The following is a 16,881-nucleotide window of genomic DNA, read 5'->3' as shown; positions in this document are numbered from 1 at the left end:
GGCTTCCGATTCAAGTGCGGAAAGGCCAAGACAGAGGGAAAACAAAAGGGCTCCTTGCGGAGCCCTTCTCTTTTCTGCTTTCCGGTCAGATCAACCGTTATGCCAGGCCTGACTCAGAACTCCAGCTTGGCGATCTTGCTGCCTGCCACCGTGGCGGCGGCCATCAGGCCACCGTTGGTGAGGGCGAAGGCGTTGACGGCGTTGTCATAGCTCTTGGTGTCGATGCCGCCATTGGCGCCCACCTGAATCAGGGCCACGGAACCATCGACGCCGGCCGTCCAACCGCTGCTCTTGCGGAAGTCGTCATAGGCCTTCTGGGTCATGAAGAAATAGATCAGCGCCTTGGACTGTGCACCGGCCTGGAAGCCGAAAGAAGCGGCCGTGGTCTTGTAATAGTCCACCGTCTGGCCACCGGCGCGCAGCGCGCCTTCACCATATTCACCACCCACCACCAAGCCAGCGGCATAGACCTTGGGGAACACCAAGATGGCGCGCGCCTTGCTGGCCAGCTCTCGGGAGCCCGGCACGCTCTTGTACAAGGTCGCCATGGTGGCGTCATAGCCGGCTTCGATGGCAGCTTTTTGCTGCGCCGGGGTTTCCTTGGCAGCCTCGTTGGTCGAGCAAGCCGACAGCAGGCCCAAAGACATGGCCAGCACGGCGGGGGTCAACAGCAGTTTTCGACGCAGCATCAGGATCTCCTTTTGTGATTGACGAAGACGTTTCATCGTAGCCCTAGCCTAGCAAGCCTGGCCCGGTATTTTGTGAAACTGCCAAGTCGCCGGTGCAAGTACCTGCCGCCGCTGTGGCCAAGGGCCGCCGCGCAGCCAGCGCAGGTAAGCGGCATCAAGGCGCAAGGGCAGCTCGGGCTTGACCCCTGCGCTGCGCTGAGGCGCGCCATCTCGCCCCTGAAATCAGGTACAAAGCCGGCCACCGCCAGCCCCGCCTCAGTTGCGCCCGCGCAGCAACTGCCCCAGGCTTTGCACCGCCTGCCGCACCTGCTCGTCAATGGGCAGGCCGCAATTGATGCGCAAGAAGGCATCGAAGCGCATGGTGTTGGAAAACATCGCCCCCGGCGCCAAGCGAATGCCCTGGGCCAGGGCCGCCTCAAACAAGGCCATGGAGGACACGCCCTCGGGCAGCTCCAGCCACAAATTGAGCCCGCCACCGGGCACGCTCAGGCGCGACTCGGCAGGCAAGTAACGCGCCAACGCCTCGGCCATTTGCTCGCGCTGCAGCGCCAGCTGGGCGCGCATCTTGCGCAGATGGCGGGGCATATGGCCGGCATTGAAATAGTCCGCCACCGCCAACTGCGGCAGCGACTCATTCGGGCGCGACTGGCTGTACTTGAGCATCTCCAGCCGCTGCTGCCAGCGCCCGCCACTCATCCAGCCCAAGCGCATGCCCGGCGCCAGAATCTTGTGCAACGAGCCGCACAGAATGACGCGCCCGTTGCGATCAAAAGATTTGATCGGCCGCAGCGGCGCCGGCCCATCCCACAGGGCGGAATAGCTGTCGTCCTCGATCAGGGCCAGGTCTTGCTGCTCGCACCAAGCCAGCAAAGCCTGCTTGGCGGCATCCGGCATGACGGCCCCCAGCGGGTTTTGCAGATGCGGCACCACCGCCACCGCCTTGAGCCCCGGCGTCAGCGCCGCCGCTTCCTGCAAGGCCGGCAGCGAGATGCCGGTGTGCGGGCTGGTCGGGATTTCCAGCGCCCGCAGCGACAGGCTTTCCAGAATCTGCAGCAAGCCGTAGTAAGTGGGCGACTCCACCGCCACCACATCGCCGGGCTGGGTCACGGCGCGCAGAGCCAGGGTGAGCGACTCGGTGCAGCCGTGGGTGATGACGATTTCGTCTGGGCTGAGTTGGAGTTGCTGCTGCTCCAGCGCCAGCCGGGCCAATGCACTGCGCAAGCTGGGCTCGCCGCCGGGCGGCGGCGGTGTCACCAGGCAGGCGCCATGCTGGCGCAAGACGCGCTGGCTGGACTGGCGCAGGCGCTCCAGCGGATACAACTCGGGCGCCGCCTGGGCGCCGGACAGATTCACCCGCACCGGCTGGGCCAGGGCCTTGGCCAGCACAGACGAAACTTTTTGATGCACGCCCACATAGCGCGCCTCATCGATCAGCGCCGTGGGCGAAGGCTCATGCGCCGGCGGCAAACCCGCCGTTCTGTGCGCACGCACAAAATAGCCGGCCCGGGCGCGCGCCTCCAGCAAGCCCTTGGCCTCCAGCCAGCGGCAGGCCTGCAAGGCGGTGGACATGCTGACCTGATGCAAACCCATCAGCCCGCGCACCGAGGGCATGCGCGCGCCCGGCGGCAAGGCACCCTTGTGGATGGCTTGGCGGTAATGGCTGGCGAGCTGGAGATAAAGCGGCATGGCGGGATTGTCGGCGCTGGGCCTGCCCCGGGGCCGATACAGATGCGCCTACAGCCTTGCAGAACAGCGCAAAAAAAGCCGCTGTTCTGCAGCACAAAGGCCCTTTCTGTCCCTGTTCCGAAGCGGCGGCCCTGGCCACACTGAAGCCGTCTTCCCCAGCGCCCTCAGGGCCACTCGCCATGACTTCTGCTCACACGCCCCCGCCCGCCCCTCGCGCTTTGCCAAGCGGCGCCCAGCAATTGCTGCAAGTTCAGGCCGGCTGGGTCTTGCATGTGCAGCGCGGCAGCTTGCTGCTGCGCCTGCCCCTCGCCTTGGAACCTGCCCTGAGCCTGAGCGACACCGTCTGGCAAGCCCGGCAGCAGCTCACAGCCGGTGCGGTCTGGGTGGCGCAAGCGCCGGGCTGGATCAGGCTGGATAGCCGCGACCCGAGCTGCCTTTACACGCTGCGCCAAGTCAACCCGGCACCGGCGCGCTGGCGGCTGCTGGCCGTGCACTTGCTGCAGCGCTTGATTCAGCGATTGATTCAGCGCTTACAGCCTCGGCCAACAAGCCAGCTCAGCCGCAGCGCCGACTAGTCAGTCGCGCTGCGGCGGCCTGGCCGGGCCTCAGTGCATGCCGGCCAGCAGTGCCGCATTGCCGCCAGCGGCTGCGGTGTTGATGGTCAAGGTCTGCTCAGCGCTGAAGCGGTATTGCTGGCTGGCGGCGCTGACTTCCTGCGCGGTGATGAGGGGGCGGATGGCGCCCTTGTCCGCCGCCATCACGCGCCACAGGCGGCGTTCCAGCGCGGCGCCGGCGCCGGCCAACACCACACCGGCAATGCGTTCATCGTCCAGCAAGGCGCGCAGGCAGGCTTCACCACCCGAGAGCAGCTGCAGCGTTTCAGCCGCCAGGCCAGCACGCTGCAGGGCCTGATGCAGGGCGGCGGCCTGCGCTTGCGCGGCCTCCGTCACCACCAGGGCCACGCTATTGCCGGCCACCAGGGCGGCGCACAGGGCCAGCGCCAGCTGATCTTCGGCGGCGCTATTGGCCAGCACGGCCAGCACGCCACGGCCATGCTGGCGCAGCTCATTGCTCTCACCCGTGGGGCCGGGCAGGCTCAGTTCGGCCAGGCTTTGCTGGGCTTGGCTCAGGCGCTTGGACAAGGCCGGCGCGCTGGCCAGGCCCTCAAACGCACGGCGCAGCAAGGCGGCACGCTCGGCCAGGGGCACATCCGCCCATTGCGCATGCGCCACGCTCAGCGCGGCCACCGAGGCGGCCAAGCTGGACGGCGGGGTGCCGGCAGCTGGGCTGGCCAGGCTGGCCTCGACGGCGATGGCCGGCAAGGCGCTAAAGCGATACAGATAGTTCGGGCCGCCAGCCTTGGGGCCGGTGCCCGACATGCCTTCGCCGCCGAAGGGCTGCACGCCCACCACCGCGCCGATCACATTGCGGTTGACGTAGACATTGCCGATGCGTGCCTTTTCTGCCAAGCGCAGGGCGCGGCTGTCGATACGGGTCTGGATGCCCAGCGTCAGGCCATAGCCCAGGGCATTGATTTGCTCCAGCACCGCGTCCACATCACCACCCCAGCGCAGCACATGCAGCACCGGGCCGAAGATTTCCTGGCGCAACTCGCTGATGCTGCCGATCTCAAACGCCACCGGCGCGATCAGGCGCGGCAGCGCCTCTTGCACCGGGCATTCGGCGATCAGCTTGGCCTCGCGCTTGAGGCGCTGCACATGCTGGGCGATGCCCTGGAAGGCTTCGTCGTCGATTACCGGGCCGACATCGGTGCTCAGCTCGGCGGGCTGGCCCACCCAGAGCTCTTGCAGGGCGCCGCGCAGCATTTCGATCACGCCGTCGGCAATGCTTTCGTGCACACACAGCAGGCGCAGGGCCGAGCAGCGCTGGCCGGCCGAGCGGAAGGCGCTTTGCACCACCGCGTCCACCACCTGCTCGGGCAAGGCGGTGGAGTCCACGATCATGGCGTTGAGGCCGCCGGTTTCGGCGATCAGGGGCACGACCTGACCCTCTTTGGCCGCCAGGGTCTGATTGATGATCTGCGCCACTTGCGTGGAGCCGGTGAAGCACACACCTGCCGTGCGCGCATCGGCCACCAGGCCGGCACCCACGGTTTCACCCGCGCCGTGCAGCAAGATCAAGGCATTGCGCGGCAGGCCGGCGGCGTACAGCAGTTCCACAAAACGCTGGGCCACAAACGGGGTTTGCTCGGCCGGCTTGGCCGCCACCGTATTGCCCACCACCAGCGCGGCCACCACCTGGCCGGCAAAAATGGCCAGCGGGAAGTTCCAGGGGCTGATGCAAACAAACACGCCGCGGCCAGCCTGCAAATGCACCGCATCGCGCTCGGCCTGGTCGGCGTAGTAACGCAGGAAGTCCACGGCCTCGCGCACCTCGGCCACGCAGTCGCCCTGGGTCTTAAAGGCTTCTTTCACCAGCAGGGCGCAGAACTCGGGCAGGCGGGCGTCCAGCGCGTCAGCGGCGCGGCGCAGAATTGCGGCCCGCTCGGCCACGGCCAAGCTGGCCCAAGGTGCAAAGCCGGCTTGCAGGGTGGCCATGGCTTCGGCCACGGCGGCGGCATCGGCCAAGGGCACGGCGCCCACTTCGATTTCGCTCAAGGCTTGCGCCAGGGGCTGGCGTTGTGCCTTGTCGCTCAGATCAGCACCGGTGGAATTGCGCCGGCCCAGACCCATGCGGTCGAAGTAAAGCTCGGGCGGCAGGGGCAGCGCGCTCTTGGCCTGCACCTGCTCCAGCGGGGAGCCCAGCAGCTCGGGCACTTGCACATTCACATCGGCCAGTTGGTGCACGAAGGAAGAGTTGGCGCCGTTCTCCAGCAGGCGGCGCACCAGATAGGCCAGCAGGTCGCGGTGCTCGCCCACCGGGGCGTAAACGCGGCAGGGGATGGTGCCCTCTTTCAGCACCTCGCGATAAACGCCCTCGCCCATGCCGTGCAGGCGCTGCATCTCGAACTTGGCACCGGCCGCGCGAGCCATCTGCACGATGGCGGCGATGGTGCCGGCGTTGTGGCTGGCGAACTGCGGGTAGATCACATCGGCATGGCCGATCAGCGCCTGCGCGCAAGCCAGGTAAGACACATCGGTGTGCTGCTTGTGGGTGAACACCGGGTAGGCATTCAGGCCCAGCTCTTGGGCGCGCTTGATTTCACCGTCCCAATACGCGCCCTTGACCAGGCGCACCATGAAGCGCAGGCCATGCTTCTTGGCGATGGCCGCCACCTCGTGAATCACATCCAGCGCGCGGGTCTGGTAAGCCTGCACGGCCAGGCCGAAGCCGCGCCACTGCGGGTAGCTGCCCTTGATGCGCGCAGCCAGCGCGTCCAGCACATCCAGCGACAGCTCCAGGCGATCCACTTCCTCGGCGTCAATGGTCAGGTTGATATTGGCGCTGGCGGCCAGCTCAATCAGCTGCCACACACGCGGCAGCAGTTCGGCAAACACGCGCTCGCGCTGCAGCACTTCATAGCGCGAGAACAGGGCGCTGAGCTTGATGGAAATGCCGTCAGCCGCCTCGGGCGAGCTGGCCTTGACGCTGGCCGCAATCGCCTTGATGGCGCCCACGTAAGCGGCTTGGTAGCGCTCGGCGTCCTTCTCGGTGCGGGCGCCTTCGCCCAGCATGTCGTAGCTGAAGCGCAGCATGGGCTGGACCTTGCGGGCATCCGCCGCCTCGCTCATGGCTTCGCCGATATTGCGGCCCAGCACGAACTGTCGACCCAGCAGTTGGATGGCGCGCACGGTGGCCGCCACCACGGTCTGCGCGCCCAGGCGAGTCATCAAGCCGCCCTGGCCTTCGGCATCAGGCAGGAACTTCTTCGACAAAGAAATGGCCGAGGCCGACAAGCTGGCCAGCATCTTGTGCGGGCCGTCCGAGGCGCCGTCAAACTGGCCACGACCGAGCTGGTCCGCCGTCAGCGCAATCGCGGTGGGCGCATCCGGCACGCGCAGCAGCGCTTCGGCCAAGCGCATCAGGGCCAGGCCCTCAGAGCTGGTGATCGGGTACTCGCGCAGCAGCGACTCCATGGCCCAGAACGGCGCCGGGTTGGCCCGCACCTGCTGCACCCAGGGGCCGGCCAGGGCAATCACCTGCGGCCAGTCCAGGCGCGCGCCCAGGGATTGCACCAGCGCGCTCACCACCGCCTGCTCGTCGCGGTAAGGGCTGGGCAGGCGGGCGGCTTCGGGCAGCAAGTTGAAAGTGCTCATGATGTGGGTCTTTGTCGGTTTATAGCGAGTGGCGGAACTTTATGAGGGTTGGCCCTGAATTAAATTCGCAACTAAACGCGTTCGGCGGTGGAAAATCCAGCATGGCCGACGAAACACAACTCGACAAGATCGACGCCCGCATCCTGCGCGCCCTGCAGGCCGACGGCCGCATCTCCAACCTCAAGCTCGCCGAGGCGGTGCACCTCTCACCCACCGCCGTGCTGGAACGCGTCAAACGCCTCACCCGCGAAGGCTTCATCCTGGGCTACGAAGCGCGCTTGAACCCCGAGAAACTAGGCGCCGGCATGCTGGTCTTCATCGAGATATTGCTCGACCGCACGGTACAGGACGTGATGGACAACTTCAAGGCAGCCGTACAAGCCCGCCCTGAAATCCTGGAATGCCACCTGGTGGCGGGCGGCTTTGACTATCTGCTCAAAACCCGCGTGTCCGATATGAACGCCTACCGCCAATTCATCGGCAGCGTGATCTGGACCTTGCCCGGGGTGCGGGAGACGCGGACTTATGCCGTGATGGAGGAGGTCAAGAGTACGACGGCGTTGCCGTTTTGAAGCTGGCGTGAGATCAAAGAGGCGGCGGCCAGATCCACTTGCCACCACGCGCCGTTTGACTTTAGAGCCTCAATGGCTGCCGCAAGATCCCATACGCAGCACTACGGTGTGCTCCAGCCAGCCCGCTTGGCATGAATCTTGGTCCAGCCCTCGTCGATGCTGCCGTATTTGAACTCGCACACGCCTTCCTGCTTCACATAACCTCCGTATCCGTTGGTCGCATGAATCATCATCTTGAGCACGCGCCCCTCTTTACTGAGAGTGGTGAAGTAGGCGCCTGCCGGGTCTCGCAGCGAGGGGCGATACCAGTTGAGGCAGATCTCGGCCTCCTGCTCCAGCGGCGATCGAATGGACTGGGCCGGCGCTGGTGGCTGCACGGCCGGCGCAGGCGCTTGCACAGCTGGCGGCACAGTCGTGGCTGCCAAAGCTGTCGCTGACTTGGCCCGATTGGCAGCTTCAGCTGCAGCGTTCGGGTCGATCAGGGGCTGACCGGTCATTGTGACTTTCTCGGCCTTCCCCGCTGTGCAGGGCGCATCTTGAAACGACACCTTGCCGTCGGACCCGGTGCATTTGTTAACTGCCCAGGCCGGGGTTGCAGCGAGCACTATCACCAGAATCAATACCGTGCCAGAGAAAATCGTGATGGTTGCTTGCATTGTTTCGTCCCGCCGTTCTTTTCGTATTGGATGTACGCTCCCACAGCGTTCCGGAAAGCCGCGACACTCGGCGAGAGCGGCAAGAGGAGTTGCGTAGGTGGCATGGGCCAAGTCTTGAACTTGCAAGCCTACCAAACCATTAGAAGGTGTTGCGGCCCGCTGGGCAAAGGTAGCTATGGAAACTTAGCCCCCTTGCGGTCGGTGCAGTCGAAGTGAATTGATGTACGCGAGGCCAAGAACGGGTCGGGACGATCAGTTTCTGATCACTTCGATGTAAACCTACTAGCGGCTCAATAGACCCTCAGCACCTCAAAATGCTGCCGGTTTGCAGCGATCTGTATAGCCACCTCATCGCCCTCGCATTTACCCAGCATGGCCTTGCCCAAGGGCGCTTCGCTGCTGATGACCTGAACGGGCTGAGGGCCGTTGAGCAACTTCATGCTGCCGCCATCCGGGCCGAGGAAGATCTGTTGCTGCTTGTCGTCGGCATCGAGCAGGCAGACCAGCGCGCCGAGCTGTATCCCTTTGCTGGCGTCGTAGGGGCTGGGGCGGAATTGCTGCCAATTGGCTATCGCCTGGCGAATGGCTTCGGCGCGACGCGCTTGGCCGGTGGCCAAGTAGGCGGCTTCGAGCCCCAAAGTGTCGTACTTGTTTTCGGCGATGTTTTCTTCGTGAGTCGCCGTTTCATGCGCCGCCCGCGCGGCCTGTTCGACTTGCAGCAGGTCTTCAGCAAGCCGTTCCAGCACCTGCTGCTGCAGCAAAAATTTATCCATGATGAAAGGTCGGCAACGCGAGCAAGCGGGGATCGGGCGCGAATTATGAAGGGCAGCAACGCATCCGGCAGGCGCCGCCTGATTGGCTGCTTAGATGTACCCCAGCACGCGCCACCAAGCCGTGCCCACCACGACCAGCACCAGCAAGTTGACAACGCTCATCACCGCCCCGGCGCCCCACCATTCATTCAAAGTGGTGTAGCCGGAGCCAAAGATGATGGGCGCGGTGCCGGTGCCGTAATGCGTAAGCGACATCATCAGCGAGGAAGAAAACGCCAGGAGCAAGGCCAGTGGCATGGGCGGCGCGCCCAGGGCCAAACCGGCGGCAAAGAATGCACCGAACATGGCGGTGATGTGCGCCGTGGTGCTGGCGAAGAAATAGTGGGAGTAGAAATAAACCAAGACCAAGATCGCGGTCGCCCCCAACCAGCTCAAGCCCAGGTGGCTGATGCCTTGCTGGATCGAGACCGAGAACCAGGCGATCAGGCCGAGCTTGCCCAAAAAGGTGGCCATCATGACCAGGGCGGCAAACCAGATCAAGGTGTCCCAGGCGCTCTTGGCTTTAAGAATGTCTTCCCAAGTCAGCACACCGGTGAGCAGCAAGCATGACAGGCCGATCACCGCGGTGGTGGTGGCGTTGACCTCCATCGCGGGGCCAAACAGCAACTCGGGCACGCCAGCCCACATCGCCAGCATCAGCGCCAACACCGCCAGGGTGATGTATTCGGCCTGCTTCATGGGCCCCAGCTTGCGCAACTCGGCCTCGGCCATGGGTTTGGCATCGGGGGTGTTTTTGATCTCGGGCGGATAGAGCCAGAACAGCACCAAGGGCATCAGCAGCAACATGCACAAGCCGGGCAACAAGGCGGCCAGCGCCCATTGGCCCCAGCTGATGTCGATGGCGGCGCCCGTACCCTTGGCGATCAAATCCACAATCAATGGATTGGGTGCGGTCGCCGTGATGAACATGGCGGAGGTGATGGGGTTGGCGTTGTAGTTGACCAGGGCCAGATAGCGCCCCAATTTGTTTTGGGTGCCCAGATCAGGGCTTGACTTGAAGCCATCCGCAATCGACTTCATGATGGGGTGAATGATGGCCCCGCCGCGCGCCGTATTGCTGGGCGTTACCGGTGCAATCACCAGTTCGGACAAGACCAGACCATAGGCAATGCCGATGGTCTTCTTGCCGAATAGCGAGATGAAGTGATAGCCGATGCGGGTGCCCAGGCCGGTTTTGGTCAGCGCCACCGCGATCATCACAGCAATCGCAATCAGCCAAATCAAGGCGTTAGAAAACCCGCTCAAGGCATCTGCAATCGCGCCATCGGGCGAACCCGGGCGGGTGACTTGCGTGATCGCCACCAGCGCGATCGCAATCATCGAAACCGCGCCAATCGGCAGCGCCTTGCCAATGATGGCGGCAATCGTGCCGGCAAACAGCGCCAGCAAATGCCAGGCCTCGGGGCTGACGCTCTCTGGCACAGGGATCACAAACCAGATCAACAAGGTCAATCCAAGCGCGATCGCACTGGGAATGGGTTTGGGGCGGACAAGCTGAGTCATGAGTTCCTACCTTCTCAATTGAAGAGGGGCCATGTCGACGACTTTAGAACCTTGTGAACCTTGCGGGGCACAAAACCTGGGGGGTCAGGTCTTGAATTTGCAGGCTTGCCAAACCCTAGCCGCTAAACAGGCGCCGTCGCCCCATGGGCAATACCCGGCTGCGGCGGCTGTTGTTGCTGCCGCTGCATTTGCCCCGGCAACTGTTGTTGATGCGCTGGCAAGTGCAGTTTCAGCTGCAAACGCTGAAAGGGCCGCTGCTGGCCCGAGAGCTGCAAGGCGAGTTGGGTAACCAGATCATGGCTGCGCGAGGGAGGTGCGCCGATGGGCAAGAGCAGCAAGGCCGCCACCACGCCGGCCGGCAGCCACGTCGGCGGGCGCTGGCCCAGGGCAGATGCTGAAGAGGAAGAGACGCGCATGCGCCGCGGCAAGCTCAAGAGGCTGGCGCCACTGCCCAGCAGCAAACCAGCCCAGGCTTCAACGGAGGAGTGCGCCCCGACCTTCAAGCGTGAGTATGCAATCAAGGCGGCCAGGGCAAAAGCCAGCGCCACGGCGCCGCGTTGCACGCGCAGGCTGCGCCCGCGCACGAGGGTCCAGGCCAGCATGGGCAGTACGGCGGAGGCAAACATGGCATGGCCGGAGATGCCGGTGAAGTCCAGCGCCTCAATGCCCAGGCCCCAGCCGATGAAGGCCAGCTTGCTGAGCGTGGTCAGCGCAGCGGCGGCGCCCAGCCAGAACAGCCAGCGGCGGGCCACGGGAGCCAGCTGGGTCGAAGGGGTCAGAGCGCCCGGCTGGGCCTCATCACGACCGCCGCGCTCACTCGTCCGCCACAGCCACAGGCATGCCACCAGCACCAGCGGCAAAAGGATTTGCGCCTCGCCCAGGCGGGTCAGCCAAGGCCAGATGGAGAAGGGAGTGGCGGCGGAAGAGGGAGAAAACAGCATGGCACCATGCTACGTGAGGGCATGTGACAAGCCATACGGTCCCCGCACAGGGCCGGCGCAGGGCGCACGGTGGGGCTAGTGGGTCGGCGCTTGTGGCTGGATGGGCAGTCAGTCACTGAACGAGTCAGCGCGCGAAATTGGCCTCAGCGGGAAAACCATACGCCGCTCAAGCCACTCTGGCCGCTGATGTCGCGAACGCATGGCGCAGAATCTCGCCCTATCCCCAGCTACCAGGCCCAGCCACACCCATGCACAAGCCGCTCATCTCCGCCTCGCCCGCCCGCTCCGCCCTGATCCCGTTCAACAAGGCCAGTTTCGCCGCCCTGCTGTTGGGCCTGAGCGGCAGCTTTTTGAGCCCAGCCAGCCTGGCCGCGCCGGTGAAAACACCCGAGGCGCAAGCTGCCCGCGACTACAAGGCCAAAGTGGCCAAGAGCGAGGCCGATGCGGCGCCTGAAGCGAGTGAGGCCCAGGCCTTCGATGCGGAAGTGGATGCCTTCCTGAAGGCCTACTGGCAGCTGCTGCCCGATGCGGCCGTGGCCGCCGGCCACTACCAGGCCGCCGCCCGACTGCCCGCGCCCACCGAGGCTGAGCGCCTGGCGCAGATTCGCTTTTGCGAGCAATGGCTGGCGCGCTTGCAAGCCCTGCCGGCCAAGCTCAGCCTGAACGCCGGGCAGCTGGGTGATCTGGCCTTGTTGGACAACCATCTGCAAGGCATGCGCTGGTCGCTGCAGCAGTTCCGCAGCGATGTCTGGGACCCCACCGGCTACAACGTGGCCGGTGGCTTCAGCGACCTGCTCAACAAGGGCGAGTTCACGCCGGCCCAGCGCGTCAAGCTGGTGGAGCAGCGCCTGCGCCAAGTGCCGGCCTACTACCGCGCCGCCCTGCAGCAGATCAAGGCGCCGGCCGCGCCGCTGCTGCAAATGGCCATCCAGCAGAACAAGGGCGGGCTGGAGCTGTTCACCCAAGACATCCCGGCCCTGCTGGACAGCGCCAAGCTGGACGCGGCCAGCCGCCAGCGCGTGCTCAAACTGCGCGATGTGGCCTTGCAATCCACCCAAGGCTTCATCAAGGCGCTGGAGCAGATCGACGCCCGCCAAACCGCCGACGGCAGCGGCCGCAGCTGGCGCATCGGCCGCGAGGCCTTCAACGAGAAGTTCCGCTACGAGATTCAGGCCTCGGTGGACGCGCCGACCCTGTTCCAGCGCGCCCTCGACCAAAAGGCCGCCCTGCACGCCCGCATGAGCGAGCTGGCCGACGGCCTGTGGCCCAGCCTCTTCCCCGGTGAGGCCCCTCCGGCCGAGCGCCTGAGCAAGATCGCGCGGGTGATCAACAAGCTGTCGGAACGGCATGTCTCGGCGGAAGGCTATTTCGATGACATCCGCGCGCAGATCCCGGCCCTGGCGGACTGGGTGGTCAAGCATGATTTGCTGACCCTGGACCCCAGCAAGCCACTACAGGTGCGCGAGACCCCGGCCTTTATGCGCGGGCTGGCGGGCGCCTCGATCAGCGCGCCCGGCCCGCTGGACCCGCAGGGCGTGACTTACTACAACGTCGACCCGCTGGACCCGATCGGCAAGCCCGAGAAGACCGAGTCCTATCTGCGCGAGTACAACCATTGGGTGCTGCAGATCCTGAGCATCCACGAGGCCATTCCCGGCCATTACGTGCAGCTGCTGTACTCGAACAAATCGCCCTCCAAGGTCAAGGCCTTGTTCGGCAACGGCGCCATGGTGGAAGGCTGGGCGGTCTACTCGGAACGCATGATGATGGAAAGCGGCTGGGGCCAGGTGGACGGCAAGCCCAGCCCCGAGATGGGCCTGATGTATGCGAAGTGGAATCTGCGCGTGGTTTGCAATGCCATCCTGGACTATTCGGTGCATGTGCTGGGCATGAGCGAGGCGCAGGGTTTGCAGCTGCTGGAAGGCGAGGCCTTCCAGTCGCACACCGAGGCGACCGAGAAGTGGCATCGCGCCCAGGTCAGCTCTGTGCAGCTGAGCAGTTACTTCGCCGGTTTCTCGGAAATTCTGGCGCTGCGCGATCAGCTCAAAGCGGCCAAGGGCGATCGCTTCAACCTCAAGGCCTTCCACGAGGAATTCCTCAGCTACGGCAGCGCGCCGGTGGCCATGGTCAGCCGCATGATGCAGCAGCAAGCGCCGGCCAAGAAGGCGCCGCTGACGCCGGCGCAGACGCAGCGCTGAGCACAGGCCCGGCGCCGTGCCGGGCCGTGTTGGGCCTTACCGGGGGCCATGCCAGGGTGCCGCGGCTTCAGTTTTCTGAACCGCGGCCGATGACTCAGCTAGACGCAACTCATTGCAGAGCGTAGCGTTCGCGCCATGGAGCCATCAATTCCCCTCAGCCCGCTGTTTCTCGAAAAGCCCAAGTCCAGCCTAACGGCCTGGGTGGACTACTTTCGCGCCATCGAGATGCCGGTCTTGGCCACCACCGCCGAGCAAATCGACGCCTTGGCGCTGGACGAAGACACGGTGGACATGAATGATCTGGCCGCCCTGATCAATAACGACCCGCTGATGCTGCTGCGCTTGCTGCGGCACGCGGGGGCTAAGAATCTGAAGGGCCGCAACCCGGCCGACCCGAAAAGCGTGTCCTCGCTGGAGACGCTGATCCTGATGGGCATCACGCCCTTCTTCCGCTCATTCACCAATCTGCCCTGCGCCGAGAACTGGCTGGCCGAGCGGATGGAAGCCATGAGCGGCCTGGACCGGGTGCTGGACCTGGGCCACCGCGCAGCGCGCTTTGCCCATGGCTTTGCCACCCAGCTGGACGACCCCAATGCACCGCTGATCCACGAAGCCGCCTTGCTGCATCACTTCGTGGAAATGATGATGTGGCTGCATGCGCCCACCTTGGCCCAACAGATCGACACCTTGCAGGCGACCACGCCGGGGCTGCGCACCCGCCAGGCCTGCCGCATGGTTTTGGGCATCGACTTGCTGGAGCTGCGCCTGGCGCTGATCAAGGCCTGGCACCTGCCCGATGTGCTGGCCCAGCTGACCGATGACGACCATGCCAAGCGCGCCCAGGTGCGCTGCGTGAGTCTGGCCATCCGGCTGGCGCGCCACACCCGCAAAGATCCCAGCCTCAAGGCTTTGATGCACCTGCCTGTGGAGCAGCTGAACACGCCCGGCGGGCTCTATCACCCGGCGCTGGCGCAAGACGTCAAAGACATTGCCGACCTGCTGCATCTGGGCCTGGAGCCGACCCTGAGCCTGCTGCCCAAACTGGTCTGAAGGCCAGCGGCTTGCGCCGCCACGGCGCTAGCGAGCAGCGCCCACCTGCGCACAGTCAGGCAGGCAGCAAGTCCATCTCAGCCTCAACGCCGCTGACGGCCACCGGGGTGACCGTGTAGCTGAAATCCGCTGCGGCCATGGGCCGGCCGAAGAACCAGCCTTGCGCCCAGTCACAGCCTTCGCGCTGCAGCCAGGCGGCTTGCTCGGCGGTTTCCACGCCCTCGGCCAGCACATCCAGATTCAAGCTGCGGGCCAGCACGATGACGGTGCGGGCAATCGCCGCGACGTTGGCGTCGCCATTGCCCAACTCGCTGACGAAGCTGCGGTCGATCTTGAGCGTCTGCACCGGCATGCGGCGCAGATAGGACAAGGAGCTGTAGCCGGTGCCGAAGTCGTCAATCGCCACGCGCACGCCGCGCTGGGTCAGCGCGCCCAGCAGCTCGATGGCGCCTTCGGCATCTTCCAGCAGCAGGCTTTCGGTCACTTCCAGTTCCAGGGCATGAGGCGGGCAGCCGCTGCGGGCCAGCACGCTGTCCACCATGGCCACAAAATCGGGCTGGCGCAATTGCCGGGCCGACACATTCACCGCCACTTGCTGCGGCTTGCCCGGCACGCCATGCCAGGCTGCCGCTTGGGCGCAGGCGGTTTCCAGCACCCAGCGACCAATCGGTACGATCAGGCCGGTGTCCTCGGCCAGGGGGATGAATTCCAGCGGCGAGATGGCGCCGCGGCTGGGATGGCGCCAGCGCAGCAGCGCCTCGGCACCGATCAGCACGCCGTCCGACAAGCGCACCTGGGGTTGGTATTCCAGGCGGAATTGCGCCAGCTCATTGGCATGGCGCAGGGCATGGGTCAGCTCAAAGCGCAGGCGCACGGCAGCGGTGAGTTCAGGGCGGTAGGCCTGCACCGAGTTGCGCGCATGCACCTTGGCCCGGCACATCGCCGCTTCGGCATTGCGCAGCAAATCGTCAACATCGTTGCCGTCGGTCGGGTACAGAGCCAGGCCGATGCTGGCGCCAAGATTGAAGCGCTGCGTTTGCTCACCCAGATTGACTTGCACCGGCTCGCTCATCGCGTCGATCAAGCGCTCACCCAAGCGCATCGCCGTTTCCTCGTCCACCAGGCCCGAGAGCAAGACCACAAACTCATCCGAACCCACGCGGGCGACCGAATCGCTGGCGCGCAGCACATTCACAAAACGGGCCGCGGCTTCTTGCAAAACGGCATCGCCGGCGGCATGGCCGGCCACATCGTTGACGTCGCGGAAGCCGTCCAGGTCGATATAGAGCAGGGCCACACCGCTGCGCTCGCGCTCGGCCACGCCGATCTGGCGGTTGATGCGGTCACGCAGCAAAGCGGCATTGGGCAGGCCGGTGAGGCGGTCATGCAGCTCTTGGTGCAGCAGCTCGGCCTCGGTCTGCTTGATGCGGGAAATATCGGTCAGCACCGCCAGGTAATGGCCCTCGCCGCCCATTTCGGCCGGTGGCACGCTGACCAGGGTGGCCCACAAGGGCACGGCAATGCCGGACTTGTTGCGCTCCACCAGCTCGCCGCTCCACTTGCCCTTGGCTTCCACCTCGGCCCACAGCTCACGCAGCAGTTCGGGGTTTTGCACGCCGATTTGCAGGTATTGCGGCATGGTGCCCAGCAACTCTTCGCAGCTGTAGCCGGTGATGGCGCACATGGCGGGGTTGACGTCGCGGATCAGCAAGTCGGCGTCCATCACCATGATGCCTTCACCGCAATGCTCGAACACCGTGACGGCGCGGTGCAGCTGCGTCATCGCCGCGCGCAAGCGGGTGACGTCGCGGGCCACGCCCACCGAACCCAGGTTTTCGCCGTCCACCAGCACCGGGGCTTGCACCACGTCCAGGCAGATGCGCTGGCCGTCCGGCCCGGTCGTCCAGCTGAGGGCGCGCTGCGTGGCTTCGGCCAGGTCGGCGCCAGCGCGCAGATGGCTCCATTCCAGCCCGGGCTGGTCATGCTGCGTGCCCTGCTCGCGCAAGGCAGTCTCGCTCACGCCGGTGCACAGCTCAAACGCAGGGTTGCAGCCCTCAAACGCGCCTTGCTGGTCGCGGAAATACACCGGGTCGGGGATGGCGTTGAGCAAGGCGCTGAGCTTGCTGCGCTCACGCCGTTCGGCATGCAGCTCAGCGCGGCGGCGGCGCAGGCGCTGGCGCAACACCACCAGCAAACGCAGCAACAAAGCCAGCACCAAGGCCGCGCCAACACCCAGGCCGTAGACCCAGACGCTGAGGCCGGCCATCGGCTGCTGAGCCACCGCCCAGACCGGGCCGCTGAAACCCAAGAGGCCAAGCACGCCGAGCACACCCAGTGCGCCGAGCGCGCTCAACACACCCGGTAGCCCCAGCAGCGCCGGGGCCCGCGCCGTGCGCAGCCATCCAGATTTTTGTTGCCCCATGCCCTACCCATAAAAAGTTTCGACGGTGTCCAGCTTGCGCCGTGCCGCAAGCTGCGGCCGGAATCTGGCACCGTTCTTCAAACCGATGGCCCAAGAAGGAAGCGCACCCCCTCG

General features: G+C 65.2%; 12 protein-coding genes and 1 pseudogene. 4 read left to right on the top strand and 9 right to left on the bottom strand.

Annotated features, from left to right (window positions below):
• Positions 1-113: 113 nt before the first annotated feature.
• Positions 114-689, bottom strand: coding sequence for a BPSL1445 family SYLF domain-containing lipoprotein (locus tag AT984_RS18775; protein ID WP_058721409.1), 576 nt, complete (start codon positions 687-689; stop codon positions 114-116).
• Positions 690-944: 255 nt separating this feature from the next.
• Positions 945-2,375: an aminotransferase-like domain-containing protein gene (locus AT984_RS18770; protein ID WP_058721408.1), complete on the bottom strand. Its 1,431-nt coding sequence runs from the start codon at positions 2,373-2,375 to the stop codon at positions 945-947.
• Between the two features lie 179 nt (positions 2,376-2,554).
• On the opposite strand from AT984_RS18770, the gene AT984_RS18765 reads away from it, so the two are divergent.
• Positions 2,555-2,950, top strand: a complete 396-nt coding sequence (locus AT984_RS18765) for a hypothetical protein (protein ID WP_156422112.1) — start codon at positions 2,555-2,557, stop codon at positions 2,948-2,950.
• A gap of 30 nt (positions 2,951-2,980) precedes the next feature.
• Here the strand turns inward: AT984_RS18765 and AT984_RS23700 are convergent, their stop codons facing one another.
• Both AT984_RS23700 and AT984_RS18760 read right to left on the bottom strand, forming a co-directional pair.
• Positions 2,981-3,409: an aldehyde dehydrogenase family protein gene (locus AT984_RS23700; RefSeq protein WP_257721187.1), complete on the bottom strand. Its 429-nt coding sequence runs from the start codon at positions 3,407-3,409 to the stop codon at positions 2,981-2,983.
• A 255-nt stretch (positions 3,410-3,664) separates the two neighbouring features.
• A pseudogene (locus tag AT984_RS18760) lies at positions 3,665-6,592 on the bottom strand (L-glutamate gamma-semialdehyde dehydrogenase); the annotation flags it as partial.
• Between the two features lie 101 nt (positions 6,593-6,693).
• Between AT984_RS18760 and AT984_RS18755 the strand changes: the two are divergent.
• Positions 6,694-7,164, top strand: a complete 471-nt coding sequence (locus AT984_RS18755; RefSeq protein ID WP_058721406.1) for an Lrp/AsnC ligand binding domain-containing protein — start codon at positions 6,694-6,696, stop codon at positions 7,162-7,164.
• Positions 7,165-7,265: 101 nt separating this feature from the next.
• On the opposite strand, the gene AT984_RS23695 is transcribed toward AT984_RS18755, so the two are convergent.
• From AT984_RS23695 to AT984_RS18735, 4 genes are all read right to left on the bottom strand, one after another.
• On the bottom strand, positions 7,266-7,820 hold the full coding sequence (locus AT984_RS23695; RefSeq protein ID WP_231741463.1) for a DUF4124 domain-containing protein: 555 nt from the start codon (positions 7,818-7,820) through the stop codon (positions 7,266-7,268).
• Between the two features lie 290 nt (positions 7,821-8,110).
• Positions 8,111-8,593, bottom strand: a complete 483-nt coding sequence (locus AT984_RS18745; RefSeq protein ID WP_058721404.1) for a GreA/GreB family elongation factor — start codon at positions 8,591-8,593, stop codon at positions 8,111-8,113.
• A gap of 90 nt (positions 8,594-8,683) precedes the next feature.
• A complete protein-coding gene (locus tag AT984_RS18740; RefSeq protein WP_058721403.1) occupies positions 8,684-10,156 on the bottom strand; it encodes a DASS family sodium-coupled anion symporter in 1,473 nt (490 codons plus the stop codon).
• A gap of 122 nt (positions 10,157-10,278) precedes the next feature.
• On the bottom strand, positions 10,279-11,097 hold the full coding sequence (locus tag AT984_RS18735) for a phosphatase PAP2 family protein (protein ID WP_058721402.1): 819 nt from the start codon (positions 11,095-11,097) through the stop codon (positions 10,279-10,281).
• 248 nt (positions 11,098-11,345) lie between these two features.
• Between AT984_RS18735 and AT984_RS18730 the strand changes: the two genes are divergently transcribed.
• Both AT984_RS18730 and AT984_RS18725 read left to right on the top strand, forming a co-directional pair.
• On the top strand, positions 11,346-13,295 hold the full coding sequence (locus AT984_RS18730) for a DUF885 domain-containing protein (protein ID WP_058721401.1): 1,950 nt from the start codon (positions 11,346-11,348) through the stop codon (positions 13,293-13,295).
• 135 nt (positions 13,296-13,430) lie between these two features.
• Positions 13,431-14,345, top strand: coding sequence for an HDOD domain-containing protein (locus AT984_RS18725; protein WP_058721400.1), 915 nt, complete (start codon positions 13,431-13,433; stop codon positions 14,343-14,345).
• 55 nt (positions 14,346-14,400) lie between these two features.
• Here AT984_RS18725 and AT984_RS18720 read toward each other — a convergent pair whose 3' ends face one another.
• The gene (locus AT984_RS18720; protein ID WP_058721399.1) at positions 14,401-16,767 is read right to left on the bottom strand and encodes a putative bifunctional diguanylate cyclase/phosphodiesterase; all 2,367 of its coding nucleotides are present in this window, start codon (positions 16,765-16,767) and stop codon (positions 14,401-14,403) included.
• Positions 16,768-16,881 lie beyond the last annotated feature (114 nt).

Source organism: Paucibacter sp. KCTC 42545 (genome assembly GCF_001477625.1).
In the GTDB taxonomy this organism is placed as follows: Bacteria; Pseudomonadota; Gammaproteobacteria; order Burkholderiales; family Burkholderiaceae_C; genus Paucibacter_A.
This window is presented reverse-complemented; position numbering and strand designations above follow the sequence as displayed.

Coding starts and splice junctions, on each gene's coding strand:
- AT984_RS18745 (WP_058721404.1), bottom strand. CDS start 8,593: ATGGATAAATTTTTGCTGCAGCAGCAGGTGCTGGAACGGCTTGCTGAA.
- AT984_RS18735 (WP_058721402.1), bottom strand. CDS start 11,097: ATGCTGTTTTCTCCCTCTTCCGCCGCCACTCCCTTCTCCATCTGGCCT.
- AT984_RS18755 (WP_058721406.1), top strand. CDS start 6,694: ATGGCCGACGAAACACAACTCGACAAGATCGACGCCCGCATCCTGCGC.
- AT984_RS18720 (WP_058721399.1), bottom strand. CDS start 16,767: ATGGGGCAACAAAAATCTGGATGGCTGCGCACGGCGCGGGCCCCGGCG.
- AT984_RS18775 (WP_058721409.1), bottom strand. CDS start 689: ATGCTGCGTCGAAAACTGCTGTTGACCCCCGCCGTGCTGGCCATGTCT.
- AT984_RS18765 (WP_156422112.1), top strand. CDS start 2,555: ATGACTTCTGCTCACACGCCCCCGCCCGCCCCTCGCGCTTTGCCAAGC.
- AT984_RS18730 (WP_058721401.1), top strand. CDS start 11,346: ATGCACAAGCCGCTCATCTCCGCCTCGCCCGCCCGCTCCGCCCTGATC.
- AT984_RS23695 (WP_231741463.1), bottom strand. CDS start 7,820: ATGCAAGCAACCATCACGATTTTCTCTGGCACGGTATTGATTCTGGTG.
- AT984_RS18725 (WP_058721400.1), top strand. CDS start 13,431: ATGGAGCCATCAATTCCCCTCAGCCCGCTGTTTCTCGAAAAGCCCAAG.
- AT984_RS18770 (WP_058721408.1), bottom strand. CDS start 2,375: ATGCCGCTTTATCTCCAGCTCGCCAGCCATTACCGCCAAGCCATCCAC.
- AT984_RS18740 (WP_058721403.1), bottom strand. CDS start 10,156: ATGACTCAGCTTGTCCGCCCCAAACCCATTCCCAGTGCGATCGCGCTT.